Below are 390 nucleotides of genomic sequence, written 5' to 3' on the forward strand. Positions count from 1 at the left end.
CTCCAAGTCGCTGTCCTGGTTCAAGAATTCGGTGATTTCCACCGTTCCGCCGCGGCACAGGGGCGGTGGACGGCTGGTCTATCCCGGCTTCCTGAAGCTCGTCGCCTTCATGGCGATGAACATGGACCGGCACAAATCCGCACATCAAAAACTCTTTGATCATCTGGCAGCGGGCGAGACGGCTGCGGCGGAGAAGATCAAGACCTTCTACGACGAATATTTCGCCGTGCTCGACCTCACCGAGGAATTCTATCTCGAAACCATCGATCGCATCTTCCAGAAGTCGGAACTTGCGACCGGCAATTTCACTTACAAGGGCAAAAAGGTCGATCCGGGCCTGATCCGGCGCACGGCGCTGCTCACCGTCGAGGGCGGTCGCGACGATATCTG

General features: G+C 57.7%; 1 pseudogene. It reads left to right on the forward strand.

Going from position 1 to position 390, the window contains the following annotated elements:
• Nucleotides 1-390: pseudogene (locus tag AC1D0P_RS31330) on the forward strand (polyhydroxyalkanoate depolymerase); the annotation flags it as partial.

This window comes from Polaromonas sp. P1_G2 (assembly GCF_056405515.1).